The sequence below is a fragment of the Thermostichus sp. OS-CIW-26 genome (assembly GCF_054058395.1).
In genome coordinates this window covers 1-26,851 of record NZ_JBSSAG010000017.1, presented here as the reverse complement: position 1 = coordinate 26,851, position 26,851 = coordinate 1, and the positions used below count along the sequence as shown (strand labels likewise).

Sequence of the window (26,851 nt, the reverse complement as noted above, 5' to 3'; positions counted from 1 at the left end):
CAGACTCGAAAGTAAACAGAAAGATCAACTGGTAGTAATCCGTACTGAACATATTATACATTATTCTCAGTATAGTTGAGCTTATTATTGACTAGAGTCATGCTCTCAGCACTCACCTCTGCTTCTGAATCGTTGCGCAAACAGAATTGCACCACCTGCGAGGTTTGGTCGTCGATGGGGTAGCCGCTGTGAAAATGATGTGGATGAGGCCGTTGGGGTAGGTGATTTTGAGCTTGCGACCAAAAGGCATAAACCAGGTGCCCTCCAGGATACGCACGGTGCGATCCTCCGACATCCGCAAGTTTTGCTTCTGCAGGTCGCTGTTGAACACCGGCAAAACAGAGGTGGCCCGAAGGCCATATTCCAGTTCTTCAAGGCTGTCCAGATCTGGGGGTACAGGCTCGGAGATCACCCCAAAGCTCTGGTGATGGACGAAGTGGGGATGGGCATTGTCAAAGGAGTTTTCCATCAGGCGCAGGCCGGCGCATTTCCAGACCTCATAGAACTGATGAATTTGGCGAAACCGGGGATCCGCCACCTCTGAGATCTCGGGAATATCGGTCAAGGGATCCGCCAATGCCACCCAAACATAGCCATAGCGCTCTTGGCAGCGAAACCCCTCCACCTTGTAGGTAGGGGGGATGAAGTTGTCTGTAAGTTGGGGTACCTTCACACAGGTGCCAGAGCCGTCAAATTCCCAGCCGTGATAGGGGCAGCGGATGTGGCCATTGCAAACAACCCCTTTGGAAAGTTGGGCCGAGCGATGGCAGCAACGATCCAAGACGGCGCAAGGCTGCCCTGACTCATTGAGCCAAAGCACCAGAGGAGTCTTCAGCAGCGTGAAAGCTTGTGGGCCGGCTTCCAGAGCTGATACTGGGATCACAGGGTACCAAAACCGCCTCAGGACAGGTTGCTGGGTAACAAGCATAAACCCGCTCCACAAGCTCTAGTTCGGAGAATCATGAGCTGGCTTTTCGTGAGCCTAGGTGGCTCAAAGCACCGCCCCCCGTGAAAAAGATAGGCGTTGAAATGGCAGAAGTCCGTATAAGCCAACACAGCTTTGCCCTGCCACAGCGGTCGCGTTTGGACATCGACAACTCCCCCTCTATCCAGAGATGGGCTATTGATTGAGGGAAGTAGAAAAGTGTCAGTGGGCTTCTGTTGGCATGTGGCTGTGGGGAGAGGTGGAAAGGTGCAAAACGAATTGAACCCCAACCGAGATCTCCGTAACACAGGGATCCCGGCCCAACCTGCCGCAGAGCTCAGCTCTCTCGAACCAGAACCGGCTGCTGAGAGCCGGCCAAACCAACTGACGGATCCAGATCCTCGCCTCAGCCGTTCTCAACAAAAACGAGAGCAGGAACGCCGCTCCTTACCTTGGCGTCTGGGGCTGGCCAATGTGCTCTCGGCAGGGTTGCATTTCATCGCGTTGCATTTCATTGCGATGAGCTGGGTGGGTTGGCAGCCTAGGATCCCGGAGGAGGAGATAATCTCCTTTCAGTGGGTGGAGATGGCGGATGAGCCGCCCCTGGAGCCGCAGTGGATTGCGCCCGTCTCCGCCCGTGAGTCCGGTGTCTCTGAACCTCGGGATCACGTATCAGTGCGGCAGTCGCAAGTGGCCAATCCAGGTGAATGGGTAGAGGTCACTTCTGCAACGGCACAGCCTTTGGTTGCCTCAGCCGCAGGGAGTCCTGTCCCTGAGATCCTTTCTCCGCCGACAAGGGAGCTTGAGGTGCCCCAGCCCGCCCGGAACTCTGCCTCTCCTCAGCAGCAGCCAGAGGCCAGGTTAGAAAATCTGTCAGCGGGTTTAGCAGCTCTGGAGCAGGCAGTTGCCGATCACAATTGGGCGGAGGCGCTACATCTGACGGAAGAATGGCTGGATCGCTGGCCTCTGTCCTCTCCACAGCGCCAGCAACTGCAGGACTATCGTCAGCATCTGCAAAGCCTACTGGCTACCTCCTCGGCAGCAGCAGTGGGGACCAAATCGGCTCAGATCTCTCCTGCTCAATCCCTCAAGCCTCAACCCGAAAGAGCAGCAAGTTCTCCTGAGGTTTTGCCACAACCCTACCTGTCGGCTCCAGCGGATCCGCATCCAACTTTGCCCTCTCCAGAGCCAATCGCAGCCCCGTTGGAAGGGCCTTCTCCCACCTTGCCCCCAACTTTTCCTACCGGATCCCACAGCTCCAGCCTTGGTCGCACCAGTGGGATAGAGTCCTCGCGGGCAGGCCCACCCAGCCTCAATGCCGTCGCCGATCCAGATTGGGGAGACTACTTGGCTCAATTTCAAGAAAGGGTTCGCCAACACTGGATGTTACGGCGAGCATCCGGCTCCTACGTAACAGTGGTGCAGGTGCGTCTGGATCGACAGGGATCCCTGCGGGAATTGCGCCTGCAAACCCCCTCAGAAGATCCCCTATTGGATGCAGCCGTGCTCAGTGCCATCCAGCGCTCAGCCCCCTTTGCTCCTTTGCCCGAGAGCTATGTTGGCGAAGAAGTAAACTACCCGACCCTGACTGCTTCGCAGTACAGAGAGGGCTTTTAGTAGCCCTGCAGTTAGTAAACTAACCACGGACCTCTGGGATGGTTTACAGCACCCCCAATCGACCGTTACCAGTGCCTTAAACAACCGTTTCTGGTGTCCGCATCATTACTATAGCACAGAATATATCCGCCTTTCATTCCGACCCTCCTGCTGTTGCAGAGAGTGCGGGGCTTCCCTGCAGGCTGGCCCAACCCAGATTCCGAGAAACTAACGTCAGAACCTCAGGCAAGGCCACAAGCCCTGTTCAGAGGGGTTCAGATTTCCGAGTGTCGGCAATGGCCTAGGCCATAGATTTGCGGCGGTTCCGCCGGACGGCCACCGCTTTGCGCTTGCGCTTTTCTAGGTTGGTTTCAAAGTGCCGATGGTTGCGCAAATCCCGCAAAATCCCCGCCTTAGAAACCTGGCGCTTGAAGCGGCGCAGCGCCGATTCGATCCCTTCGTTTTCGCCAATCGTCACTTGGGTCATAGGAAAGACATCTCCTCCGTCAATCAAATGGGTTTGGTTACAACAGGGATCCCTATCGTGACATACTCCCGACTCCGACTGCTGGCGGTACGGAGCGGGCTTCTCGCTTCATTGGGGAGCTAGTGCAAGAACCCTCCACGAGCAGACACGGGATGCCCCACCGCGTAGCTGTACCAGATTCCGGCAATGCCGTTTTGCACAGCCAGGTTGATTATAGAACAGGGGATGTCCGCCTTTCATTCCGACCCTCGTCCTACGGACAGAGGGCGGGGCTTCAAGGACTCCGTCCCGCTAGCGCGAACGGCGGCCTAGCTAAACGATCGCCACACCACTGCTTGCTGCCACAGTTCGTGTTCACTGCGCCCGGCTGCCAAAGTTGAGCCCCGCAACCACCTCACCTTCCCTCAAATTGACAACGAATGAAGCAGTTGTCCCGGTGGGGGGTGGAGGGGAGGGTGGTGCTGGAGTTGGGCTGGGGGCACTGCCGATTACCGATTGCACAAAACCGGCGAAGCTAGACACCCGCGTATACACCCCATAGAAATTGGGCTGGGCGCAGCCGATGCCAAAACTGGTGATTCCGGCCAGGGCAAAACCCGTGCCACTGGACACAATCAAAGGCCCACCGCTATCAGCCTGACACGTATCGACTCCTCCCTGGGGAAAGCCGGCGCAGAGCATAGTATCCAAAATGGTGCCATTGTAGGATTGGGGCGCGTTGCACACCGCATTGGAGACGATGGGAACGGTGGCCTGCTGCAAATCTCGGGGAAAGCCGCTGGGTTCTTGATCCAGGGCGCGGGGGAAGGTGGCTCCCCAGCCGAGGATGGTGGCGGCAGTGCCGGGGGCTGTCAGGTTGGTTTGGTTGGGCTGCACCAGCGGCAGGGTGGCCAAAGCTACTGGCCGAGAAAGGCGCACCAGGGCAATGTCGTTCCCCCCGAGTTTCCCCACCTGGGGATTGTAGCCGGGGTTGAGGACAATTTGCGCGGCGCGAATGCGTTGACCGGCGCCGATTTGTAGGCGGTTGGTACCCAACAGCAGATCCAGATTTTGGGCACTCACTACCTGCTTGCCTTGTTCGTCGAAAAAACAATGGGCAGCGGTAACTACCCACTCCGGCGCGATCAGGGATCCGCCGCAAAACTGCGCTTGAAAAGGATCCGGCTCAGCCGCGTTCAGCAAGGCCACCATCCAGGGAAAGGCCCCTTCGGGAGCAGGTCTGCCGCCCACAATCCGCTCCAGCCCCAAGCCTGAGCGCGGCGTGGTGAAGATTCGCCCTGGGGGCAAAAGGGCGGTGACGCGGTAGGTGCCAGGGGGCAAGTTGGAGAAGCGAAAGTTACCGCTGGCATCGCTGACGGTGCTGGGCTCCCCCGGGTCGAGGCGGCCATTGCCGTTTAAGTCCAAAAACGTGGTAATGCCCGGCAGCCCCGGCTCCCCCGGATCCCGCAGCCCATTGCCGTTGAGATCGTCGAAATGGGATCCCTCAATTCGTCCTGTGGGAGGAGCTGAGACTGGGGGAAGCGGGCGACTGGAACCCCCGCCGCCACAGGCGCTTATGCTCAGGGCCAGACACAACCCCAGCGGAATAGACCAAGAGCGAGCCAAGCCCAAGGAGGAATGGGATCGCGAGAGATGAGGCATGGTCAGATTCTCCAAAGCCAGCCGGTTATGCCAGCCAAGGATATCCTACCGGCGAAGCCTAAGGATTGCGGAACCGGGAACGCTTCCCCCCGCGCCCGGCTCTTCCGATTTGCCCCAAGACCCAACGTGGCGATGCGCACTTTAGCCTCTTGCCGCCTGCGCAACTGGGCAGTAAAACCAGGGTGGGAGGGTGTGTGGCAGATGAATATCGCGGTCTTGGGGTTCAAAGGGGGCGTGGGCAAAACCACCACGGCGGTACACCTGGCCCTCTACCTTCAGCAAAAACAAGGGGCAGCCCCTTTGGGTGGGTCGGGGATGGCCCTGTTGATCGATGCCGATCCCAATCGCTCGGCCTCTCGCTGGGCAGAACGGGGATCATCCTTTCCTATCAAGGTATTGGCCGGGGATCCCACCACTCCCACGCCCATAGGCTTTCAGCACACGGTGATTGACACCCCTGCCCGTCCCACCCCGGAACAGTTACCAAAAAACTGGGTCTAAAGCCCCGCCCTAAGGCCTACGGCCCGCTGACGCGAGAAGGGCGGCTTTTATCTTGCTAACCTGCGCTAGAGTGGGCCCATGCGCGTCCTCGAAGCCAAACTCCTCAACGGCACAGCCCAGCAGTACCAAGCCCTGGATGAGGCCATTCGGACTGCCCAGTTCGTGCGCAACAAGTGCCTGCGCCACTGGATGGATCATCAGGGGGTGAACAGGGCCACGTTGTACTCCCTCTGCAAGGACTTGGCCAGAGAGTTCCCGTTCGCCCAGAAGCTGAACTCTCAAGCCCGGCAAGCCAGTGCGGAGCGAGCCTGGTCTGCCATCTCCAACTTCTACCGCCGCTGCAAGGAGAAGGCAGCCCGGAAGGGCTATCCCAAGTTCCAGAAACACTGTCGTTCGGTGGAGTACAAGCTGTCCGGCTGGAAGCTGTCTCCTGACGGCATGTCCATCACCTTCACGGACGGCTTCCAGGCGGGCACCTTTGCCCTGTACTGCAACGGCGAGGCACGGCGGGACATCCTCACCCTGAAAATCAACCGGGTGAGGGTCATACGCAGGGCCGATGGTTACTACGCCCAGTTCTGCCTGGACGTGGAGCGTCGTGAACGGGTGGAGTACACCGGCCAGGCGGTAGGGCTGGATGTGGGCTTGATGCACTTCTACACCGACAGCCACGGAAACAAGGTAGAGTGCCCCAAATTCTTGCGTCGTGCTGAAAGGAGGTTGAAGCAACACCAGAGGAGACTGAGCAGAAAGTTTAAGAAGGGGGCCAAACCTCAATCCAAGAACTACCACAAGCAGAGGAAGCGACTGGGCAAGGTACACCTGAAGGTCCAGCGCCAGCGTAGAGACTGGGTCGTCAAGTTGGCCCGGTGCGTGGTGGCGTCTCACGACGTCGTGGCGTATGAGGACTTGCAGGTGCGCAACTTGGTGCGGAATCACCACTTGGCCAAGTCGATTCACGATGCGAGCTGGAGCTTATTCACCGGGTGGCTCGACTACTACGGGAAGGTCTTCAACAAGGTGGTGGTGGCCGTGCCGCCCCAGTATACCAGTCAGGACTGTTCTCAGTGTGGCCACCGGGTGAAGAAGGCGCTGTCCACTCGTACCCACCGCTGCCCGCAGTGTGGGGTGGTGATTGACCGGGATGAGAACGCGGCCATCAACATCCTGCGCAAGGGGCTGGAGTTGTTGGGTGAGGAGTGGAACAACGGTACCTTTGGGCAAAAGGGAACCGCCCCGAAAGGGGGAACGCCTGGGGAGATGAGCACCGCTGTCGTGGAGGGGCAACCCAATACGGTAAGTGCTGTCGCAGAACCAGGAACCAGAATCCCCTGCCTTTAGGCAGGGGAGTATGTCAAATCCCCAAAGAGACTCACCGAGCCGTGAAGCGCATCCTGTTGGAATCGGATCAAGATCTTTCGGAGCTGATCGAGGCGCTGCTCAGCCAGTGGCTGCGTTCTCAGTCGGGAAAGGTTTGAAACCAAAATCTGGGGAAGGGGGGCATCGCGGACCCCACAGCCGCATAGGATCCCGCTGTCGGGGATCGGAGGGAGCCCACAGATTCCAGTTGAGAGCCAGATAGGAATAAGATGAAGGGGCGTGAGGCAGGGATCCCCGAACGCGAGGTGGGGCCGTTCGCAATAGCGGGACGGAGTCCTTGGGCAAGTTGCGCGAGGGGAAGTCTGCGTTGGGAGGACGTCACGCTCTTTCAGGGGTAAAGGGATCCTTTATGCAAGCCATCACCTTGCTCGGCTCCACCGGCTCGATTGGCACCCAAACTCTGGACTTGGTGGCCCAGTATCCAGAGCGTTTTCAGGTTGTTGGCCTGACCAGCTACAGCAACGTTGCCCTCTTGGCCGAGCAGGTGCGGCGGTTTCGGCCCCAGATGGTTGCCATTGGCCGGGAAGAACTGCTGCCGGAGCTGCGGTCGCTGCTGACGGGGATCCGACCGCTGCCGGAGTTGGTGGCCGGAACGGAGGGGCTGTGTCAGGTGGCGGCTCACCCGGCGGCCCAGCGGGTGGTGACGGGGATCGTCGGCTGCGCCGGTTTGTTGCCAACCCTGGCGGCCATCCGTGCCGGCAAGGATATTGCCCTGGCCAACAAAGAAACCCTGGTGGCAGGGGGGCCGGTGGTGCTGCCCTTGGTGCGGCAGTACGGGGTGAACCTGATCCCCGTCGACTCTGAGCATTCGGCCATTTTCCAGTGTTTACAGGGGGTGCCCGCGGGATCCCTGCGAAGAATCCTGTTGACTGCCTCGGGTGGCGCCTTTCGGGATTGGCCTGCCGAAAAATTGGATCAGGTCACCCTGGCCGATGCCCTCAAGCATCCCAATTGGGTGATGGGGCGCAAAATCACCATCGACTCGGCCACCCTGATGAACAAGGGCCTGGAGGTGATCGAGGCCCACTGGCTCTTCGGCCTGGACTACGACCACATCGACATCCTCATCCACCCGCAGAGCATTGTCCACTCCCTGATCGAGCTGGCCGATACCTCGGTTCTGGCCCAGTTGGGCTGGCCGGACATGCACCTGCCCATCCTCTACGGCCTCAGTTGGCCGGAACGCCTGGCCACCCCCTGGGATCCCCTCGATTTGGTCAAGCTGGGATCCCTCACCTTTAAGGCTCCGGATCACCGCAAGTACCCCTGCATGGAGTTGGCCTATGCCGCTGGACGGAGGGGGGGAACGCTGCCGGCAGTGTTGAATGCGGCCAACGAAGCGGCGGTGGCCCTGTTCTTGCAGGAGCGCATCCGTTTTTTGGATATTCCCCGTCTCTTGGAGCGGGTTTGTGAGCGGCATCAAGTCATTGCCGATCCGAGCCTGGAGGACATTTTGCAGGCAGATGCCTGGGCACGGCGGGAAACGGCGCAACTGGCCCAGCAAGCCCCGGCTCAGGTTCTGGTCTGATCCCTACCGGGGGGATCCGGCTGAACGCTAGAGTGGAAGAGGATGCAGGGAGCAAGTGAGTGACCGGATCCCATCTCCGACAATTGGCCCATTATCTGCGCCCCTATCGACGACAGGTGGGGTTGGGCATTGGATCCCTGCTCCTGGTCAATGGCCTGGGGGTGTTCCTGCCCTGGTACGTCAAGCTGGTCATCGATGACCTCAGCCAGAACCTGGCCACTTTGTCGGCCCGGCGCATTGCCCTTTACGCCTTGACGGTGCTGGTCGTCTCCAGCCTGATGATGGGCATTCGCATTGCCTCGCGGGTGTGGATGTTTGGGGTGGGACGGCAGGTGGAGTTTCACCTCAAGCAAGCCATCTTCGAGCATTTGCTCACCCTGCAGCCTTCCTACTTTGCCCAGCAGACCATCGGGGACATTCTCACCTGCATCACCAGCGATGTGGAAAACATCCGCCGCCTGTTGGGGTTCGCCCTACTCAATTTGGCCAACACGATCTTTGCCTATGCCACCACCTTGCCCGCCATGTTTGGCATCGAGCCCCGTCTGAGCACCTTGGCGCTGTCGGTGTTTCCGGTGATGTTGGTGCTGGTGAAGTTGAGCAGCAACCGCCTGCAGCAGGAGCAGCTCCAGGTGCAGCAGGAGTTGGCGGATCTGAGCGATCTCATTCAAGAGGACCTGAACGGCATTGCCCTGATCAAGGTGTACAGCCAGGAACAGCACGAGCAGCGGGAGTTTCGCCGCCAGAACCAGCGGCTGCTGCAGGCCAATTTGCGCTTGGCCCTCACCCGCAACTTGCTTTTCCCTTCTTTGGTGGCGCTGGTCAGCCTCAGTTTGTTGCTACTGCTGGCGGTGGGGGGGCCGCAGATTGCGGCAGGGACGCTGACCATCGGGGATTTTTCGGCCCTCACCCTCTACGTGGAACGGTTGGTATTTCCCACCGCCCTGCTGGGCTTCACCATCACGGCCTACCAGCGGGGGCAGGTCAGCTTGGAGCGGATCGATGCTCTGTTGGGGGTAGAACCCACCATCCGAGACGCCCCAGGCGCTTTGCCGTTGCCTCTGGAAAAGGTGCAAGGCCGCATCGAGGCCAGAGGTCTCGCGGTTGCCTTCGCCGGCCCTGCGGCAGCTCCGGCTCTAGAGGATTTGCACTTTTGCATAGAACCGGGCCAGATGGTGGCGGTGGTGGGGCCGATTGGGGCGGGCAAGTCCACTCTGGCCAATGCCCTTCCTCGGCTGCTGGAGATCCAGCCGGGGCAACTGTTTTTGGATGGGCAGGATATCACCCAGATTCAACTGGGATCCCTGCGGCGGGCCATTGCCTATGTGCCCCAGGAGAGCTTCCTGTTCAGCGCCACGGTCCGGGATAACATTCGCTACGGCAAGCCGGATGCCGAAGATTGGGAGGTGGAATGGGCTGCCAAAGCCGCCCACATCCACGCCGAGATCCTCAACTTCCCCAACGGCTACGACACTCTGGTGGGAGAGCGGGGCATCACCCTCTCCGGTGGCCAGCGACAGCGGGTGGCCTTGGCTCGGGCTTTACTGGTGGATGCTCCCATCTTGATCCTGGATGACTCTCTCTCCAGTGTGGATAACCAGACGGCTCAGGCCATTCTTCGCCATCTGCGTCGGGTCACGGCCCAGAAAACGGTGATCTTCATCACCCATCGCCTTACGGCTGCGGTGGAAGCCGATCAGATTTGGGTGATGGACCAGGGCCGCCTCGTGCAGAAGGGATCCCATGCCGAATTGCTGGCGGACGAGAAGGGCCTCTACGCTTCTCTGTGGGCCAAGCAAAAGCTGGAGGAAGCCCTGGCCTAATTTGACGGCGGCAATCCCTGGCCGCTACCCTAACCGGCAAAGCTGTGGGGAGTGGCAACGATGGAAACTGCTGGGATCACTTTGTCCAAATTGCTCAGCCAAGCCGGGATCCAGCCTCAATTGGCCCAGGGATCCCTGGAGGGGGTGCAGGTCTGGGGCCTCTGTGCCGACTCTCGCCAGGTACAGCCGGGGGATCTCTTCTTGGGGATGCCGGGATCCCGCGTGGATGGAGGTAGCTTCGTGGCCCAAGCCCTGGCGGCAGGGGCAGTGGCGGCCCTCATTTCCCAAGAGGCGTGGGAGAGCGTCAGCGGAGAGGCTGGATGGGGAAGTCAGCCCGTCCTGGTTTTGCCTCGCGCCAGCCTGAACAGGGCCGTGGCCCAGGTGGCGGCAGCTTTCTATGGGTTTCCCGCCCGCCAACTGACCTTGGTGGGGGTGACGGGCACCAATGGCAAAACCACCACCACCCATCTCATTGAACATTTGGTGCAGGCTGCCGGTCGCTCCACCGCTTTGCTGGGCACTCTGTACAACCGCTGGCCGGGCCACAGCGAAGTTGCTCCCCACACCACCCTTTTTCCGCCTGAACTGCAGCGCAGCCTCAGGGAAGCCCAGAGAGCCGGGGCGGAGGTGGCGGTGATGGAGGTGAGCTCCCATGCTCTCGCTCAAGATCGGGTGTGGGGATGTTCCTTTGCCGCTGCCGTCTGGACCAACCTTACCCAGGATCACCTGGACTTTCACCAGACGCTGGAGAACTACTGGCAGGCCAAAGCCACCCTCTTCCGACAGGAGTATCTCCAAGGGCGGGCGGTGATCAACGCCGACGATGCTGGGGGACGGCGGCTCTTGCAAGCCATTCGGCCCGATCTGCAGCCCTGGGCCTACTCGCTGCAGCCTCTGGAAGGGATCCCCGGCCTCTGGCCCAGCAACGTTCAATTGCACCCCAGCGGCTTACAGGCGACGCTCCACACCCCCTCTGGCGCCTTTGCCGTGGCAGCCCCCCTGGTGGGATCCTTCAACCTGGCCAACCTGCTGGCGGCGGTGGGGGTAGCCCTGCACTTGGGGATCCCTGTCGAGATCATCCAGTCGGCCCTGCCCCACTTTCCGGGCGTACCGGGGCGGATGGAGCGGGTGACCCTGCCGGGGCAGGATATCGCGGTAGTTGTGGACTACGCCCACACCCCCGACGGCCTGGAAAACCTGCTCAAGGCCCTGCGATCCCAGGTGCAAGGGCAACTTATCTGCGTCTTTGGCTGTGGCGGGGATCGGGATCGGGGCAAACGACCGCAGATGGGCCGCATTGCCGCCACCTGGGCCGATCAGGTGATCGTTACCTCCGACAACCCCCGCACCGAAGATCCCCAGCAGATCCTACGGGATATTTTGGCCGGGATCCCTGGATCCCCCAGGGCGGTGGAGGTGGATCGGCGGCAGGCCATTCGCCTGGCCATCCTCGCAGCCCAGCCAGGGGATACGGTGGTCATTGCCGGCAAAGGCCATGAGGACTACCAGATCCTGGGCACCGAGAAGATTCACTTCGACGACCGAGAAGAAGCCCGCGCCGCCCTGGCCCTGAGGGAAAAAAGCCGGGGGTGAGGCTAACGGGAGCGGTGCTGCAGCATCAGCTCCACGAACTCGCGGAAGAGGTGATCGGCGTCGTGGGGGCCGGGGCTGGCCTCCGGGTGATACTGCACAGAAAACAGGGGCAGGTGACGGTGGCGGATCCCGGCTACGGTGTGGTCATTCAAGTTGAGGTAGCTGATCGTGACCTCATCGGCAGGGATCGAAGCGGCATCCACCGCAAATCCGTGGTTCTGGCTGGTGATCTCCACTTGCTTCTCCAACCCGCAAGGGTGGTTGAGGCCGCGGTGGCCAAACTTGAGCTTGTAGGTGGATCCCCCTAGGGCCAAGCTGAGGATCTGATGGCCCAGGCAGATCCCAAATAGGGGCTTCCCGGTTTGCAGCAGAGCTTGGGTGGTGCGGATGGCAGTCGTCTCAGCGGCGGGATCCCCTGGCCCATTGGAGAGGAAGATCCCATCGGGGTTGTAACTCAAAATCTGCTCCGGGCTGGCATTGGCCGGCAACACCATGACGCGACAGCCGTAGCGGGTGAGGCGGCGCAGAATGTTGCGCTTAACGCCGAAATCCAAGGCCACCACCCGCAGGGGCGGCTCCGGCACTGGGATCCCTTGGCTGCGCCCATAGTCCCAGTCGGCGGGGGTAGGTTCCAGCCACTCGTAGGGTTGGGGAGTAGTAACTTCCGCCACCAAGCTCAACCCCTGCATGGAAGGAGCCTGGCGCACCCGCTCCAACAAAACCTGGGGATCCAGAATCTCCGTGGAAAGGGCACCGTTCATCACCCCCTGGGAGCGCAGCCGCCGCGCCAAAGCCCGCGTATCTACCCCAGCAATGGCCGGGATCCCATGCTGTTGCAGATAGTGGGGAAGGGTGGAAGTAGCCCGCCAGGAGCTGGCCAAGCGCGATACATTGCGGGCAATCACCCCCGCGACTTGGGGCCGAGCCGATTCTTCGTCCAGCTCATTGACTCCGGTGTTTCCCAGCTCCGGACAGGTGAACGTGATCAACTGCCCCCGATAGCTTGGATCGGTAATCACCTCCTGGTAGCCGGTCATGCCCGTGTTGAACACCACCTCGCCCACCGCCGTGCCTGGCGCCCCAAACGACCAGCCGGGGAAGGCGGTGCCATCGGCCAGCACCAACAGAGCCGGCTGCCGAGCGTGCCAGGGGAAGACTTTTTCCGGAGCTTCAAGAGTTGAGGAGACCATAACCTGTGAACCTAGACAACCCCCCTCTCCCAAAGGGAGAGGGGCTGGGGGTGAGGGCAATGGACCGGGATCGGCAGCCTGCCTATCCTACCCCAACTAGACCTCCTCCGGCTCGTTGGCCACGTTGCCACACTCGGGGTTGTTGTCCTTGCGCAGGGTGCCGATCAACGTGCTCACCACCACGCAGCGGTTCTCGCCTTGGGAGTAGGTGCTGCTGACTACAAAGCGCCCCAACTGACGCGCCCGCCCCTCCGAGTCGAAAACGGCCCTTCCGCCGTTGAAGGTATTGCTGACAGTAACAAAATTATTCAGGCGCACCCACTGGCAAGGGGTGGGCTCATCGCAAAGGCCCTCCTCGTCCTGGATCACCAGCGTGGGGACATTGGGATCTGAGTTATCGATCCCGACCACCCAAGCGCGGCCCTGGAGAGAGGCTCTGGCGTTGGTGCGGGCGGTGCGCAGGGCTCGCTCCACCTTGTTTTGCGCGTCCTCCAGTTGGATGCGCGCCCAGATGTTGATCCCGGAGGGGACGGCCAGCACGGCCAGAATGCCGATAATAACCACCACCGCCAGGACTTCTACCAGCGTAAAGCCCAGGGATCGAAGCGGCTGAGCTCGGCCAATTGTTTTTTTCTCCAAGGCCAACATGGTGGACATTCCCCCTAGGAGAGCTGACGGTTGATAACACCGCGGGCAAGAACCCGTGTTTGCATTGGCAGCAAGTAGCGCGACACCTCTGAGATATCGACGCTGGTGGCATTTCGGATGTAGCGACGGAAAAGGCCAGGGTTGGCCCGCTCCATGGCCGTGGCGGTGATGTTGATGATCACATCCTGCGGTCGGTCAGCACCGGGGCTTTGCCGCACGCAAACGTAGAAGCCCACGTCGTTTTGGTTATTTCCCAACCCCGAGAAGGTGACGCCGTTGGGTCTGCCGCCGCCAAAGGCATAGCCCTGCGGGCAGAGGGGCGCAACCTGCGGACTTCCCTCCCGGCTGCTGAAGATGTTGGAGACCAGAGTTGTCAGGCGGGGGCCATCTGTCCTGCCGGCAATCGGGATCTGGCGTGCTCGGGCCTGCTCGGAAGGCCAAGCGAGAAAACCATCTCGGAAAGGATCGGGATCTTCGACAAAGAACGGGCTGCGCCCGGCGCAGTCGTTGTTCCCCTGCCTTGCAAAAGGTCTCAGCTCAAAACGCTCGATCCGCGCGTTGCCTTCCCAAGGGGTTGTCGAACCATCCGCCAAGTTGCCGGCGTTGTTGTAGTTGCGGCGCAGGTAATACACCACCAAGGTGTAGATGCCGCGGCGGCTGAGCAGCGTTTCCCAATCCGCATTTCTGCCGTTCTGGTCGCGCGGGAACCCATCAGGTGGTTGGTTGGGCAATCTAGCACGGCCTTCGCGAATCTGTTGCAAGGTGGGGTTGCCCGCGTAGCATCCCTGCGGGATCGGCTCCAGCTTCCAAAAGGCGACAACCGGGATAGCGCCCGCGGGTTGGCGGATCCAGCCGGGGGTGTAAAGCCGCTGGATAACATCCGGGATCCCGTCTCCATTGGGTTGTTCGGTGTCGTTGTAAATGTAGAGAGCCTCCGCCAGATCCTGCTGGATATATTCCATGGCTTGGGTCAGCTCCGCCTGCACCTGGGTGCGCCCTGTCTCCTCCCGATCCAGCCGCATCGTCTCGACGACGATCATCCCTGTGGCCAGGAGAAAGATGGAGGCAATCAGCAGCGAGACCAACAACTCAATGAGGGTAAACCCTCTGCTGGCTCGGCGGCGAAAACTCTTGAAAACCATAGGGCAACACCCCCATCTTTCAACAGGTTTGCGGGAAGGAACTCAGGCTCTACCTCAGGTTTGAGGAGGATTGGTAGGCAGGGGGAAAGCCCGGCACCTCTCGACGGGATCCTCACCTCTGGCGATGGCTATCTGCCGGCAAACATCTCCCAAGTTGGCGGCGGGGTTGACTTCTACAAACGAGGCGGCCATGGGAAAGAGCCAGACATCGGCATTGGCCAAGTTCTGGTTGGCCGAAACCACCTCTGTTCCCAATCCAGGCAGCGCTTGGCGAGTCTGCGGGTCGAAAGAAAAGCGGTGGTAAACCCTCACCCCCATGCGAAAGCTGCAGGGCACTCCCGCGATGATCTCATTTTGGCGCCGGTCGATGCAGGGTGCCCCCTCGTCGCGGAAGGTTTGGATGACGTACTCTTCCGGATTCCGCCCCGGCACTTGAACTTGGGCCAGGCGAAGAGAATACTTGTCTCTGTGCATGTAGTTGCCGGCATTTGCATCGGCGGGCATTTCGTCAGGGGGTGGGGTGTCTGCCAGCGGGTCGGCTCCTACCATAGGCAGTTGGGCCAACCGAACTGGATCCTGAAAAGCCCTTGGAGCAGCAGCCAGCTCGATATCCACCAGGGTGCGGATGCGATCCACCTCCTCCTGGGCCAGGCGATTGGCCAGCTCCACCCGCTCGCTCATGGCCCGCCGGTAGGCGATCAAGGTAAGGGCAGGAGCAAGGGCAGCCATGGCCAAAGCCACAATGACCACCGACGCCAAGACCTCAATGAGCGTGAAGCCTTCTGCTTCCAATTGCTGCCGCCAAAGCCGTCCTTTGCTCATCGATCCCTCCCTTAGCCCACTCTGCTCCTACCTCGAATCTACCCCTGGCATGGGAAGTCAATATCAGTCGAATTCGTTGCAGCCTCCAATCCGAGCAGCCGCCTGCAGGGGCACATCTGGCTGAGCTTGCAGCCCGCAGCGCAGCCGCCGCACATACGGATCCTGTGGATCCAGCTCGCGCAGGAACTCGGTGCGCGCGTTGGAGGGGAATTGGAAGCGAGCCGACACCGCGCTGGGACGACGGGCAATTTGCAGGCCCACATCGTAGCCGAAGCGGCGGTTGGGTGGGTAGTAGTAGTCGTAGCCCCGCACAAAGGTTGGATCGGCTACCAGATCGGGTGGCTCAAAGCTGTGCTGCAGGAAGGGGCCGGTGGCATAGGTGCTGTAGTTGAGCTGGATCATCGAGCCGCTGAAGAAGAGGTTGGTATTTCTCCACAGCTCGTTGAGGCGCAGGAAGTTGTGCATGCCGCCGGCAGTTTGGTCTAGCCGCGAGGGCAGGGTGCCGCTGATGGCAATGGCATTCACCCGCGTTTCCCTGGCCGGCTGCAGCTGCCGGTTTTGGCTGCCATCGTCGTTGCGGCGGCGCTGGTTCACATTGGTTGAAGCCAGCTCTTGGAAGCCGGGAATGGGAATGGGCCGACGGGTCACCTCATCCAGGATTACCCCCAGCACCGGGTTGCTGCCGGCAAAGCCGGTGGTGGGCTCGTTCAGGTCCAGGGTGAACGGCTCCACATCTACCCACTCAGGGTTATTGCCACCGCCGCCATCCCGGTCGATTTGCACCTGGATGGTGTTGCCGTTGGGCTTGACGTAGAAGCACAGGCCGTTGCGGATGTTTTCACTCCCCCTGTGATCGATGTAGTAGCCGTCCGCGTACTTGGATGCGGGGGTGTAACCCTGCGCCGCAGCATTTTTGTTGACGCGGGCGTAGGGGTTGAGCGCCATCTGGGGCTGGATCTCTAGCCCTGGCTTGTTGGGATCCAAATCAAACCCAAACAGCGGATCCCGATCCAAAACAAAGGTAGGATCGGCACCTTTAGGAGAGGTACGCAGAGTGCTGGGTCGGCTGTCACCGGTGTAGGCGGTGTACTTGAAGCGGTCGTTGAAGTTGGGGCGAAACACTCCGGGCACCCAGAAGCCACCGTCTGAGGGAGTGACCTGTTCATCGCCACAGCGAATTTCTCCGTTCTTGTTGAGCAGTTGCCGCCGCAATTGCCGTGCCCAGTCAGGGCTACCCGGATTTCCAGAAATCTTGGAGCTGGTCCTCTCAGCAGGGCGGATGCCAGGCTCCTTGCTAGGATTTGCAATCTGAGAGGGCAAGTTGCCCTTCAGGCCATTGCGGGCGGCATAAGCTGGCTCGCCAAACATCCAGTTAAAGGCCGCTTGCAAAGCCTCAGCAGGGCTGGGCCACTTGGGCAGCTTGGGCACCCCGGCTTTCACCTCCAGCACCGGGGAAAGCTCCGGCTGCAGAGCAATGGTTACGCCCTCGGCAGGAGCCGCAGCCACCGTATTCACGCTGATGGTCTCCGGCTCCGGATCCGCTTGGATTTCCCAGACGGGGCGCAGCTCCACCGTGTTGGGCTTGGCCGCCATCCACTCGCCCAGAGGGCTCTTGGAGGGAGTTTCTGGAGCAAAAGTGCTCGGCCCGCAGGGAGGCCCCTGGCAGGTGAGATCTTGCGTCTGCGTCTCGGTTTCTGGACAGGTGGGGCTGCTGGTGCTGGCAATCAGGTTGCGCGTTCGAGTTTGGGTAACCGTTGTAGTTTGGCCGCAGGCAACCCGAACCTGGCTGCAATCTGGGGGTGACCAGGGGCTCCACTCGCTGTAGTTGCAAGTCTTCGGGCAAGGAACCGTTTGGGTTTGCGGCCGGGTGGTGGTCCCGCAAATCGAGGTGCAGGTCTCAGTGCGGCTCTGAGTTATCTGCAGGCCGCCGTTGGCCACCGTGCACGCAGGAGTCCAGGCTGTAGTAGGGGTGCAGGTAGGCTCCGGAGGCCGGCAGGGGAAGGTTCGGCGGTCAGTTTCGACAAAGGGGCTTTGGCTGCGACAGAGCGGGGTTACTGTGCGGCTGCGGGCTTGGGTGATGTCGGTGCCGCTACACCGCTGCTGCTGGGTACACTGAGGCGTCCAATCTGACCAAGGCCCGTAGTTGTACTGAGGGTCGCAGCGGATCGTCCGAGTTTGCGGCGTTGGCGGAGTGCCAGGGCAACCGGCAGGCAAGGTGGCCGTTCTGGTTTGGGTGATGGTGGTGGCCACACAGATGTCGGTTCTACATGCAGGACTCCAGTCTGTCCAGATGGGATTGCAATTGAGAGGGGCTTCGCAGTACTTCTGGTTGGGTAACAGAGGTTTATTCCGATCCGGCTGGCAAGGCTTGTTGACCGGCGGCAGCGGCTTCAGGTACCGCAGGTCGTAGTCTTCTAGATCGCTGCCATCGCGGGTGGCAAAGCGCAGGGAGGCACTGCCGGTATTTTCGTAGGTCTGGATCTCCACCAAGTAGGGCGAGGGCTGGGATGGATCCGCGCACTCCAGCTCCAATCTCAAGGCAAACTCGTTGCTGCCGCTATCCCGCCAGGCTTCGGCACCCGCAGCATTGGGCCCTAGGCTGAGCGAAGTTCCGTTCAAGGCTCCATGGTTGACAAAAGTGGCACTGGAGCCGTCCCGCCGTCGAATGATCAGCCGCGCGCCATCGTTGCTGAAGAGACGGTAGCTCTGTAGGCCAGGCCAACGGGGATACAGCTCCCCTACCCAGCGCACCACGAAAAAGTCGTTGCCGTTGTTGTTGCCGCTGTTTGTCCCACCACTTCTGCGCCGCCAGCAGGAGCGCTGGAAGTTGAAGTGACTTGGAAAGTTGAGGTCATCCGCGTCGATGGGCCGGTTCGGCAGGCTGTTGTTGCCATCGGGCTCCCCACAACTGGGCATCCAGAACCAATCGCCGCGATCCCGCCAATCGGGGTTGCCAGGCGGAGGCGGTAGTGACAAACTGCAGAGGGGCTGCAGGATGTCAGACAAAGAGCCGTTGCAGCTGGGGGGATTGTTGTACAGCCGCCGTTTGAAGGGGGAGCGCGAGTCTATGCTGTTATCGCTGCTGCCAAAAAAGTACTGGAAGCCTCCCCACCCAGGGAAACCGCTACCGCTGCGGGCAAAGGGGGCTAGGTTGCTCGGATTATTGATGGCATCTCGCACACAGGCCCAGCGTTGGTCGTTGTTGGCGCTGCCCAAGTTGGTCGTGGGGCAAGTGTGAGCACCGCTGGTAAACCCGTTATTGGTGGTAACGCTGCTGTTAAACTGACCAATGGCGTCAGGTACTCCTTGCGCCGGGAACACCGGATCCGGCCAGCGCACCGCCCGCAGGTAGGGCAGGTTGGCATCTTGAGCGCTCGAAGACAGGAGGCCTACGGCTCCGCTGGTGTCAAACCCTGTGTTGCGGTTGTACCGGTTCTGCGGGCTGCTGAGCCAGCCGTTGTAGTACTCGGCCAGCAACCCAGAGCCGCCGGGATCCGGGCAGGGTCCCAGCGGAGCCACCAGCAGCCAGCGGGAGGTATCCAGCACCGGGTTGCCCAAAGCCGAGATGCGCACCCCAAAGTTGGCATAGCCCGTATCGGGTGCCCGCAAGAGCCGCACTTCGGGCACGCCCAGCCCTGCGGTTCGGTCAGCTTGACCGGAGCTGGCATCGGTACTGTTGCGGCGGGCAAAGATGGTGTCGCGGGCAAACACATCCGGCCAACCCGGTTGGTTGGTATTGTCACCCAGGTTCTGGGCCCCGTTCGTGTTGTCAAAGCGCAGAACCCCAGCACCATCTCTGTTGGGATCCGGAGCCGGCCAGTTGTTGCCTCGGATCACCAGCGCTTGGTTGAGGAAGGAGGTGTTGAATCCCAGGTTATCCCTGTCCTTCTCACCCCTGAGACAGCCGTAGTAATCCCACCGCCGAGGGGCTGATGCCCGCCCACCGTTGTAGTCCTGCCCGGGGTTGTAGTTAACGCCGCCGCCATTGAGGGTGCCATCCTGGACAAAGGCATCATCAATGCTGCCATCGCAGAAATCGGCAGAGAGGATGTTCACCGAGTCGCCCAACACGTCGCTCGGCCGCCAGAGATCCTCCGCCGCCCGGGCAAAGCGCCGGTCTTCCCGGTCTTCATTGGATCCGGATCGCCGCCGCCCGTAGAAGTTGCTGTAAAGACCGTCTGCTCCGAAGGCAAGGTGAGTGGTAAACTCCTCCAGGGGCTCGCCGCTCTTCGTCTGATGCAGGTTAAAGTCCCCTTGGATATAAACGGGGTTGTCGGAAATGAAGGAGAGGCCAAAAATCGCGTCATCAGGGTTGAACCCGCCGCGGGCCAGCACCGCCCCGTTGCGCAGCCGGAAGCCGTAGGGCCGCCGATCCGGATCCGCGTAGTAGTCCACCGGCTTAGGGCTAAGTCCGGCATCGGAAACAGGGGGATCCCAGACCGTTTGGCCATTGGCCGTGCCTCGATTCGGCTGACCGGCGTTCATAACGCCAGCGCTGCCCAAAGTGCCGCGGGCGTTTGCGTTGCGCCATCTGGTTAGGTAGCCATTAAAAGTGTCCAAGGGTGGGCGGGCAATGGCATCTTCCCGCACGGCATCTTCCCGGAAGGCGTAGAAAATCCCCCCTTCTCGGTTCTCGCCAATGCCGGCAGGCAGCCAAGTATCTCTGTTGATCAACCCGTTGTTCTGTCCGTTGACGTTGTTGGTCAGCAGGGCCAGGTCGATGTTGAGGGCCCGCACTGCCATCGCCTCGCGGCCATCGTAAAAGACGGAATCTTTGAAGGGCACGCGGTAGCACTGGTTGCCAATCCGAATGAGATCAAATTGGTTGCTATTGGGGCCAGCAGCAGTGCAATTGGCTGGGGCATAGGGCAAAGCCCAGTTGCCAATTCCAGAACGGGGCTCCAGAGCAACCTCGTTTAAGTTGGTTACAGCCTGATAGCTGACTGTGCTCGGAAGGAAGGAGTAAGCGCTGCGCCGCTCCGTTTCCAGGGTATCCGTCTGGTTGAAACTGGTGGTCGGGAAGATGTAGCGCAGCGGCAGATAAAACCGATTGGCCGCCTCTCGGTTCCCGGCACGGCTGGCTTGAATGTCGTTCCAGAGGCTGCCGAGAACTGGGGACGAGCTCCCAGATCCAGAGCTGGTGCCACCAGAACCACCGCCCCCGATGCTGCTACTGCCGCCACCTTGCTGACGGGCAGCCTCCTCGATGCGCAGAATGTTGTCGGCCAGCATGCCCAACATGCAGCCTGCCGTTTGCAGCGTGGTCTGGTCGGCTAGGCTCAGTTGGCTAACGGGGGTACCTCGGTTAACGGTATCGATCACCCGCCGCAGCTCTGAGAAGTTGCCAAAGGCAGTGATAAACGGATCCGGGTGAATGCGGCCCGCTTCTTGCCTGGGTGGATAGGCCCCGTCAGGATCGCCGGCAAAATTGGCCAGGTTCGTCAAAGCTGTCCACAGGGGCGTCCCAGGACGCAGCCGCTCACGCATGGGCGCAGGGTCATATTCCCAGACATTGGTGCCCTCGCCGGTGAAGAAGTTGATGCCCAGTTGGCTGGCTTGGTCGCCGGCAGGGAACGTGGAAGCCCGCTGCAAGCTCCAAGGAGTGCCGGGGTGGGCCACCGTGGCCAGGCAGGCGATGGGGAAACGCCCATCTTGGTGGCTGTAGTGGTAAACAGCCGTGGCCTGCACCGCTGCCGGGTTGTCCCGCAGCGTCAGGCGTTGCCGCGCCTCGTTGCTGATGAAAATGGGCTGCAACTTGGTGGGATCGTTGGGATCCCCGGGCGGCACCAGAGGCAAAGGCAAAGAATCGGTGCGGGTTAGTTCCAGCCGCTGGCCCACGATCACCCGCAGACCTTCCACACGGGCCCGCCGCTCCCAATAGCCATCCAAGCCCACCTCGGAAAGGGCGCCTGGGGGTGGGTTGTCCTCGGTCAAAGACTCATTCTGGTTGTTCCTGGCATTAGGAGGAATCGGGCCACCGGCACCGACACCAAACCTCTGAGCAAAGGTGTCCACATCGCAGCCCCTTGCCTGGTTAGGTTCGACCGGTGGACGATCATAGCTGGCCTTGGGGCCAAAGCGGTTGTCGGCCCGATACACATCGTCCACGTAGGGCGGGCAGGTCTGGTCGGACCGAAAGCCGCCTGCTTTAATCCGGCCAGGGTTCTCCCTCTTTTTGGCGTTGAGAGGAGAATCTGCCCATCCTGCTGCATCTTGGGCATAGGATCCGCGGGTGCGAATGCGGCCAAAAAGCTGTAGCTCCAGCGGATCCAGCGCCACATTTTCTGGCTCTACCTGGTTCTGCACCGAGTCAAAATTTTGGTTGTTCAACCGAGCCAGCACCTCTGGCGCTTTGTTTTGCTCGCCAGAGTGAACATCGAAAATCAGAGTATCGCTCACCTGCTGGCCGGCGTAGCCAATGGCTCCTGCCACCAGCTCCCCGAAGGCCGTAATCTCCGAGTTATCTGCAGGCATGTAGAAGCAGGATTCCTCCGAGCTGATGGCGAAAGCCCGGAACAAGTTGTTGGGGGCATAGCGGAAAAAGAGGCTGCCGCCGGCGTAGATGGCGCCGTTCCAGTTGTAGCCGGGAGTGAAGAAAAACTCTAGGTCGCCGCGGCTGAAGGCCCCCCACTTGTTCAGCAGATCCCGCTTCCGATCCTGCTGGAATTGCAAAGCCGAAATGGCGCGGGTGGTGGAGTCGGCCCCTTGAATGGGCAAGGTGACCGCGAAGACCTGGAAAGGCTTGTACAGCGCCGATCCCACCTGGAACCAGTCTCCCACGTTGGGGTTGATCGTCTGCTGAAGGGGGTTATCGTTGCAGCCAGCCAAGGCCGAGCCCTGCAGGGGGCCACTGCGGATCATCAGGCGCCGCGCCCGCTCCGTATCCGTTAGCCGGCTGTCCTCAAAGTCCCTGCCGCCGGCCCGACGGGTGTTGAGAATGGTGTAGGCAGTTACGGAGTCGTTGACGCCGTTGTTGTCGGTGTCCACCAAAAACCACCAGGCCGGCGCCCGCACCGGCACGGGCAGGGTTTGCCCGGGGTTGTTGGGATCCTCTACCTCGATGTTGGTTGTAATTACGAACTGGGTTTCATCGGGGAGGATGTAGGGATCGTTCTCATCCCGCGGGATCAGCTCTCCCGCCCCATCGTTAATCAAAGCCTCAACCAATTGGGCATCGGTGGGGTTGCTTGCGGGCAGGCGGCGATCCCGAATCAGGTTGTCGATCTTGGCCCTGGCCCGGTCGATGGCAGCATTCAGTTGCCGGCTGATGGTCAGCTCCGCCCGTTCCACCTGGGTTTGGATGGTGCGCTGGGTAGAGCGGGTCAGCAGCCCCACCGTCACCAAGCTCAAGACCAGCACGATCAAAACAGCCACCGGCAGGACGAAGCCCCGCTCGCGAATCTTGCGCCGATCCACCCGTGCTTTCAAAGAGGCGAGCAAGCGCAGGGTGAGCTTGAGCAGCAGCGTGGAAGGAGCAGACATACCGTATCTCGGACAACGTGAAGGGGAAGGCAGCACCCAGGGGATCCCTGTCAAGATGCCAAGCTAGCAACAGTATGGCGGTGATCATGGCCGCCGCAAATCCCCACCTCTGGGGGGAATCCCCAAGCCCTTTCTCCAATTCACAAGATCCCCAGTTGCTGTGCTTTGAGCAGGGCGGTGACGCGGTCGCTGGCATCCAGCTTGCGGTAGGCGGTGCTGGCGTATTCTTTGACGGTTTCGATGCTCAGGCCCAGACGGCGGGCGATCTGTTTGTTGGCCAAGCCCTCTTTCATCAGTTGCAGCACACACAGCTCGCGGGGGGTGAGCTTGGGCAGCTCCTGTCGGGCAGGCAGCCAGTCTCGTTCGGGGTTGGACAAAATCTGACGGATGACGCGGGCCAATTCCGCCGGGTCGGTCTCTTTGGAAAGGTAGCCTTTGGCCCCGGCGCGGCGGGCTGCCTCAATCAGACCCGGCTCCTGAAAGGTGGTCATCATCACCACCACCACCGGCAGGCCCAGCTCGGTGATTTGCTGGCAGGCGGCGATCCCATCCCCATCCGGCATGCGCACATCCAAAATGGCCACATCGACGGCACAACTGCGACAACAGTTGACGGCCTGGGATCCCGTCTCGGCTTCGGCCACCACCTCAAATCCTTGGGCTTGCAGGGCAAACTTCAGCCCCAGCCGGAAGAGGGGATGATCGTCGGCAATGAGAACGCGGACAGGGGAAGTCATGGCAGGGGATCCCAGCCGAGGGGGTGCTGGTTTTAATCTGCCCAAAGGGGGGATCCCAAATAAAGCGCCCTCACCCCCAGCCCCTCTCCCTTGGGGAGAGGGGGGTTATGGCTTCACCAAGACCATGCCGCGGGCCTGGGGGTCAAAGGTGGGATCCAGCCGGGTTTGGGCATTGTACAGGGCGCCGGTCAGATCCGCCCCCTCCAGAAAAGCGCCTCGCAGGTCGGCCCCCCGCAGATCGGCATTGTGTAACTTGGCCCCTGTGAGGTCGGCGCCGGTGAGGATGGCTCGACGCAAGTCGGCCCCGCTTAAGTTGGCCACCTGCAGATTGGCACCCGTCAGATCTGTCTGCTGCAGGTTGGCCTGCGCCAGATCGGCTTCCCACAAGAAGGCCCCCGCTTGATCCGAGCCGCTCAGGTTGGCCCCTCTCAAATCGGCCAAGTTGAGGATCGCTTGGGAGAGGTCGGCAGCTTGGAGATTGGCCTGTCTGAGGATCGCTTCTTTTAGGTTGGCCCCCCTGAGGTCAGCTCCCGGCAGTTCTGCCCCCGTCAGGTCGCAGGCGGGGCAATCTTTGCTGGGAAAAACAATTTGGGAGCGGCCCAGTTGGGCATCCAACTCCAGTTGGGCAAAGGCCGAAGCCCCTGGGAAGACCACCCAGCCGAGCAAACTCGCCCCACCCCAGAGCTTTGTGAACCGGAGCCATGCCATTCTTTTCACCGGATCCCCTGCACTGGCGATGGTAGCTGCTCCGGAGCCCAAGCGCTCCCCCTCACCCCCAACCCCTCTCCCCAAGGGAGAGGGGGGTTTTGAGTGGCTGGCAGTGGGGGCAAAAGTGGGCCGACCGACCTGCCAGCTTCATCCGCTGAATTGGGGTGCCACAGAGGCGACAGGGATCCCCTTCCCGACCGTACACCCACGCTTGCCCTTGATAGTTGCCGTTGAGCCCACGCAGATCCCGGTAATCCCGCAAGGTGGTGCCCCGCTGCTCCAGCCCGGCCCGTAACACCTCGATCAAAGCTTCTCGCAGGCGTGCCTTGGCCACATCCGAAAGCTGAACTGCTGGCGTCAAAGGGTGAATGCCGCTCAGAAACAGGGCTTCGTCGGCGTAAATGTTGCCCACCCCGGCTACCAGCGATTGATCCAGCAGCGCGGTTTTAATAAGACGGCGGCTCTTCTGCAGGGCAGCCTGGAAATAGGCCTCAGAAAAAGCTGGCGAAAAGGGCTCCGGCCCCAAAGTCTGCAGGGTGGGGATCACCGCCTCCAGCTCAACACCGGCAGGCACCAGCCACATCTGGCCAAAGGTGCGCTGATCCACAAAGCGCAAGTCCCACCCTTCCTCGAAGGCCAAACGAACACGAGTGTGAGCTGATAAAGGGGTGGATCCCTGCACCCAGAGCAACTGCCCGGTCATGCGCAGATGCACGCCCAGAACAGCTCTCGAATCCAGGGATCCCAGGAGATACTTTCCTCGCCGCTGCCACTGGGTAAAACGGGTGCCAATCAAGCTCCGCCCAAACATCTCCCCTGCAGGGTAGGCAATGGTGCGGGCCAGGAGCACCTCCACCGCAAGTATCCGCGGCCCCAAGGTGAGGCGTTGCAAATCTTGCCGAACTGTTTCAACTTCCGGCAGTTCAGGCACAGAACGACTTGCTCAAGAACACAGTCCCCGGCATCAGAACTTTGGCTTAGCTGGCCGCAGCTTTGGCCTTGGCTTTGGGAGCTTCCAACACTTCCAGTTCATCTTCGCGGAAGTTGTTGGTGTTGATGTTGTAGTAGTTGATCTTGTCAAAGCGGACGATCACCGGGTAGAGAATGCCGCTGGTATCCACCGCCGCAACCGTTCCCACATCCCGGTACCAGTAGGATTCTTTCCGCAGCACACGGACTTTGGCACCACGCTGAATTGCCATGAGGGTTATCTCCATTGACCTGAACTCAGATTACCCTAGTCCGTGAGAAGGCTGCGATTTCCGAATTTTTGTAACAGGGATCCGCCCGTGTCTTCCTGGGTTTTCGGGGCCGACAGCAGATGAACCGTCGCACCTGTGGAGCCTGGCTGTTGGGTTCTGCTTTGACCTGGGGCTTGCAGGGGAAATCTGCAGGGCTGCCCCATCCGCGCGATTTTGCTGCCGTCCTCAACCTGAACACCGGTCGTTTAACAAGGGTTTGGCAGCCGGAGCAGGCTTCCAGAATCAGGGCCAGCCCTGGCTCAACCGTCAAATGCGCCGTTGCCGCCGCTGCTCTGCAGACTGGGATCAGCTCTGGGGAGCGCTTGATCCACTGTCCGGGTTGGTGGGATCCGCCGCCGCAACTGGGGTTGGGCCGCCTACCCTGCTGGGATCCCCGCGGCCATGGGGCTTTGAACTTGCGCCAGGCCCTGGCCCACTCTTGCAACGTGCATTTTTACCAGTTGGGCTGGGAGCTGGGGGCCGATACCCTGGTGGAGTGGCTGCGGCGCTTCGGCCTAGGGAGTGTGCAGAATACAACTCCGGCTCCGCTCTTGGCGACCGGTCTGGCTGGGCCGGTGGATCCCTGGGAGCTGTTGGTTTATGGGGGCGTGATTGCCCGCCGAGGTGTACCCCTTTCTGGCGAGGTCTCTCTGCCTGCCCTCTCTTTACCGGAGTGGATTTGGGAGGCTCTCCATGCTGGCATGAGCCTGGCGGCAACAGCGGGCACCTGTCGCGGCATTGCCCCAGAAGGGATCCCAGTGGCAGCCAAGTCTGGCACCATCCTCAATCCTCAACGACGAGGACGACCAATTCTCTGGGCAGAAGATTTTCAAGCCTGGTTGCTGGCCTTTTGGCCCCTGCCGGATCCCAACTGGACGCTGGTGCTGCACCTGCATCAGGGCAAAGCCTATGAGGCGGCCATTCCCCTGGCGCGGCAGATCATCGCCGCCATTGGCAGCGGGTGACCACCTTGCTTGCGATCATGAAGAAATGCAAACTATACTGAAGGTCAAGTGCCGTTCTCGTTTTCGTTCTTTACGGATCCCACTCCCTGTCGTTCCCATTTACCCTGGAGGTTCTCATGTCTAATCCCAATTTGTCTGAGCCCAAGTTTGGCTTTAATGAGTATGCAGAGCGCCTCAACGGTCGGGCTGCCATGATTGGCTTCGTGTTGGCCATTGTCATCGAAGCGGTGACGGGCCAAGGCGTTGCTTCCTGGCTGGGCCTGATCTAAGAGACCTCAACTTACCGCCTTTTGGCTTTTCCTTGGGTCTGCTGGCTTGCAGGCCCTTTATTGTATTGAGCAGGAAGCGTAAACTACCCGACACCCGCGCTATGCGCAGGGTGCGGGCTTTATCCCAATCCCTAGCTGACCCAGAGGACAGCTAAGTTTCGGAATTTCAGGCG

At 60.7% G+C, this 26,851-nt stretch carries 20 protein-coding genes; 8 read left to right on the top strand and 12 right to left on the bottom strand.

Annotated features, from left to right (window positions below; genetic code table 11):
* Positions 1–112: 112 nt before the first annotated feature.
* Complete coding sequence (locus tag ACVW0C_RS08485; RefSeq protein ID WP_457384911.1) at positions 113–928, bottom strand: Rieske 2Fe-2S domain-containing protein; 816 nt, start codon at positions 926–928, stop codon at positions 113–115.
* A gap of 264 nt (positions 929–1,192) precedes the next feature.
* Between ACVW0C_RS08485 and ACVW0C_RS08480 the strand changes: the two genes are divergently transcribed.
* A complete protein-coding gene (locus ACVW0C_RS08480) occupies positions 1,193–2,542 on the top strand; it encodes a TonB family protein (protein ID WP_457384910.1) in 1,350 nt (449 codons plus the stop codon).
* 280 nt (positions 2,543–2,822) lie between these two features.
* Here ACVW0C_RS08480 and rpsU read toward each other — a convergent pair whose 3' ends face one another.
* Together rpsU and ACVW0C_RS08470 are read right to left on the bottom strand one after the other, a co-directional pair.
* Positions 2,823–3,008 (bottom strand): 30S ribosomal protein S21, encoded by a 186-nt coding sequence (rpsU, locus tag ACVW0C_RS08475; protein WP_011432857.1) that lies wholly within the window; start codon positions 3,006–3,008, stop codon positions 2,823–2,825.
* A 354-nt stretch (positions 3,009–3,362) separates the two neighbouring features.
* Positions 3,363–4,649 carry a trypsin-like serine protease gene (locus ACVW0C_RS08470; RefSeq protein WP_457384909.1) on the bottom strand — a complete coding sequence of 429 codons (1,287 nt, stop codon included), beginning with the start codon at positions 4,647–4,649 and terminating at the stop codon, positions 3,363–3,365.
* Between the two features lie 201 nt (positions 4,650–4,850).
* On the opposite strand from ACVW0C_RS08470, the gene ACVW0C_RS08465 reads away from it, so the two are divergent.
* The 5 genes from ACVW0C_RS08465 (at position 4,851) to ACVW0C_RS08445 (ending at position 11,474) form a co-directional block, all read left to right on the top strand.
* A complete protein-coding gene (locus ACVW0C_RS08465; protein WP_457384908.1) occupies positions 4,851–5,150 on the top strand; it encodes a nucleotide-binding protein in 300 nt (99 codons plus the stop codon).
* A 78-nt stretch (positions 5,151–5,228) separates the two neighbouring features.
* A complete protein-coding gene (locus ACVW0C_RS08460; protein WP_457384907.1) occupies positions 5,229–6,491 on the top strand; it encodes an RNA-guided endonuclease InsQ/TnpB family protein in 1,263 nt (420 codons plus the stop codon).
* Between the two features lie 388 nt (positions 6,492–6,879).
* A complete protein-coding gene (locus ACVW0C_RS08455) occupies positions 6,880–8,058 on the top strand; it encodes a 1-deoxy-D-xylulose-5-phosphate reductoisomerase (protein WP_414329119.1) in 1,179 nt (392 codons plus the stop codon).
* Between the two features lie 59 nt (positions 8,059–8,117).
* Positions 8,118–9,881: an ABC transporter ATP-binding protein gene (locus ACVW0C_RS08450; protein WP_457384906.1), complete on the top strand. Its 1,764-nt coding sequence runs from the start codon at positions 8,118–8,120 to the stop codon at positions 9,879–9,881.
* A gap of 60 nt (positions 9,882–9,941) precedes the next feature.
* Complete coding sequence (locus tag ACVW0C_RS08445) at positions 9,942–11,474, top strand: UDP-N-acetylmuramoyl-L-alanyl-D-glutamate--2,6-diaminopimelate ligase (protein WP_457384905.1); 1,533 nt, start codon at positions 9,942–9,944, stop codon at positions 11,472–11,474.
* Positions 11,475–11,476: 2 nt separating this feature from the next.
* Here the strand turns inward: ACVW0C_RS08445 and carA are convergent, their stop codons facing one another.
* The 9 genes from carA to ACVW0C_RS08400 form a co-directional block, all read right to left on the bottom strand.
* Positions 11,477–12,664 carry a glutamine-hydrolyzing carbamoyl-phosphate synthase small subunit gene (gene carA / locus ACVW0C_RS08440; protein WP_457384904.1) on the bottom strand — a complete coding sequence of 396 codons (1,188 nt, stop codon included), beginning with the start codon at positions 12,662–12,664 and terminating at the stop codon, positions 11,477–11,479.
* Between the two features lie 96 nt (positions 12,665–12,760).
* Complete coding sequence (locus tag ACVW0C_RS08435) at positions 12,761–13,321, bottom strand: GspH/FimT family pseudopilin (protein ID WP_457384903.1); 561 nt, start codon at positions 13,319–13,321, stop codon at positions 12,761–12,763.
* Between the two features lie 5 nt (positions 13,322–13,326).
* Positions 13,327–14,454: a PulJ/GspJ family protein gene (locus ACVW0C_RS08430; protein ID WP_457384902.1), complete on the bottom strand. Its 1,128-nt coding sequence runs from the start codon at positions 14,452–14,454 to the stop codon at positions 13,327–13,329.
* A gap of 54 nt (positions 14,455–14,508) precedes the next feature.
* Positions 14,509–15,276: a prepilin-type N-terminal cleavage/methylation domain-containing protein gene (locus ACVW0C_RS08425; RefSeq protein WP_457384901.1), complete on the bottom strand. Its 768-nt coding sequence runs from the start codon at positions 15,274–15,276 to the stop codon at positions 14,509–14,511.
* A 63-nt stretch (positions 15,277–15,339) separates the two neighbouring features.
* A complete protein-coding gene (gene hpsA, locus ACVW0C_RS08420; protein WP_457384900.1) occupies positions 15,340–22,758 on the bottom strand; it encodes a hormogonium polysaccharide biosynthesis protein HpsA in 7,419 nt (2,472 codons plus the stop codon).
* Positions 22,759–22,898: 140 nt separating this feature from the next.
* Positions 22,899–23,495, bottom strand: a complete 597-nt coding sequence (locus tag ACVW0C_RS08415) for a response regulator (RefSeq protein WP_457384899.1) — start codon at positions 23,493–23,495, stop codon at positions 22,899–22,901.
* A gap of 105 nt (positions 23,496–23,600) precedes the next feature.
* A complete protein-coding gene (locus tag ACVW0C_RS08410; RefSeq protein WP_457384898.1) occupies positions 23,601–24,203 on the bottom strand; it encodes a pentapeptide repeat-containing protein in 603 nt (200 codons plus the stop codon).
* A gap of 61 nt (positions 24,204–24,264) precedes the next feature.
* Positions 24,265–25,134, bottom strand: coding sequence for a DNA-formamidopyrimidine glycosylase (locus ACVW0C_RS08405; protein WP_414342749.1), 870 nt, complete (start codon positions 25,132–25,134; stop codon positions 24,265–24,267).
* A gap of 46 nt (positions 25,135–25,180) precedes the next feature.
* A complete protein-coding gene (locus ACVW0C_RS08400; protein WP_011432873.1) occupies positions 25,181–25,405 on the bottom strand; it encodes a photosystem I reaction center subunit IV in 225 nt (74 codons plus the stop codon).
* A 119-nt stretch (positions 25,406–25,524) separates the two neighbouring features.
* Between ACVW0C_RS08400 and ACVW0C_RS08395 the strand changes: the two genes are divergently transcribed.
* Both ACVW0C_RS08395 and ACVW0C_RS08390 read left to right on the top strand, forming a co-directional pair.
* Positions 25,525–26,409 (top strand): penicillin-binding transpeptidase domain-containing protein, encoded by an 885-nt coding sequence (locus ACVW0C_RS08395; RefSeq protein ID WP_457384897.1) that lies wholly within the window; start codon positions 25,525–25,527, stop codon positions 26,407–26,409.
* Positions 26,410–26,525: 116 nt separating this feature from the next.
* Positions 26,526–26,678, top strand: coding sequence for a chlorophyll a/b-binding protein (locus ACVW0C_RS08390; RefSeq protein ID WP_011429120.1), 153 nt, complete (start codon positions 26,526–26,528; stop codon positions 26,676–26,678).
* Positions 26,679–26,851 lie beyond the last annotated feature (173 nt).